The organism is Hydrogenophaga palleronii NBRC 102513 (assembly GCF_001571225.1).
GTDB classification, from domain to species: Bacteria; Pseudomonadota; Gammaproteobacteria; order Burkholderiales; family Burkholderiaceae_C; genus Hydrogenophaga; species Hydrogenophaga palleronii.
The window spans coordinates 1-1,104 of record NZ_BCTJ01000100.1 but is presented as its reverse complement, the minus strand read 5'-3'; the positions used below and the strand labels follow the sequence as shown (position 1 = coordinate 1,104).

General features: G+C 68.4%; 1 protein-coding gene. It reads left to right on the top strand.

Features of this window, described 5'->3' with window-relative positions:
* On the top strand, nucleotides 1-1,104 hold a 1,104-nt coding region (locus HPA01S_RS22435), incomplete at both ends, for a phosphoglycerate kinase (RefSeq protein WP_066273733.1).

The window sequence follows — 1,104 nt, the reverse complement described above, 5'->3', positions numbered from 1 at the left end:
TTCATCCGTGCCGACCTCAACGTGCCGCAGGACGACAGCGGCCGCATCACCGAAGACACGCGCATCCGCGCCAGCATCCCGGCCATCCAGATGGCGCTGGACGCCGGCGCCGCGGTGATGGTCACCAGCCACCTGGGCCGGCCCACCGAAGGCGCCTTCAAGCCCGAAGACTCGCTCACCCCCGTGGCCGCGCGCCTGGGTGAACTCATGGACCGCCCGGTGCGCCTGGTGGCCAACTGGATCGACGGTGACTTCTCGGTGGCCCCCGGCGAAGTCGTGCTGCTGGAAAACTGCCGCCTGAACGTGGGCGAGAAGAAGAACAGCCCCGAACTGGCGAAGAAACTCGGCGCGCTGTGCGACATCTTCGTGCACGACGCCTTCGGCACCTCGCACCGCGCCGAAGGCACCACCTACGGCATCGCCGAGACCGCGCCCATCGCCTCCGCCGGCCCGCTGCTGGCGGCCGAGATGGACGCCATCGCCAAGGCCCTGGCCGCGCCGAAGCGCCCGCTGGTGGCCATCGTGGCCGGCAGCAAGGTCAGCACCAAGCTCACCATCCTCAAGAGCCTGGCGAACAACGTGGACAACCTCATCGTCGGTGGCGGCATCGCCAACACCTTCATGCTGGCCGCCGGCCTGAAGATCGGCAAGAGCCTGGCCGAACCCGATCTGCTGAACGAAGCCAAGGCGGTGATCGAGGCGATGAAGGCGCGTGGCGCCGAGGTGCCGATTCCCACCGACGTGGTGACGGCCAAGGCCTTCAGCGCCGACGCACCGGCCACGGTGAAGCCGGCCAGCGAAGTGGCCGACGACGACCTGATCCTGGACATCGGCCCCGAGACCGCGGCCAAACTGGCGGTGCAGCTCAAGCAGGCCGGCACCATCGTCTGGAACGGCCCGGTGGGTGTGTTCGAGTTCGCCGCGTTCGAAGGCGGCACGAAGGCGATTGCGCAGGCCATCGCCGAGAGCAGCGCCTTCAGCATCGCCGGTGGTGGCGACACGCTGGCGGCGATTGCCAAGTACGGCATCGAGAAGGACGTGGGCTACATCTCCACCGGCGGTGGGGCTTTCCTGGAGGTGCTGGAAGGCAAGACCTTGCCGGCC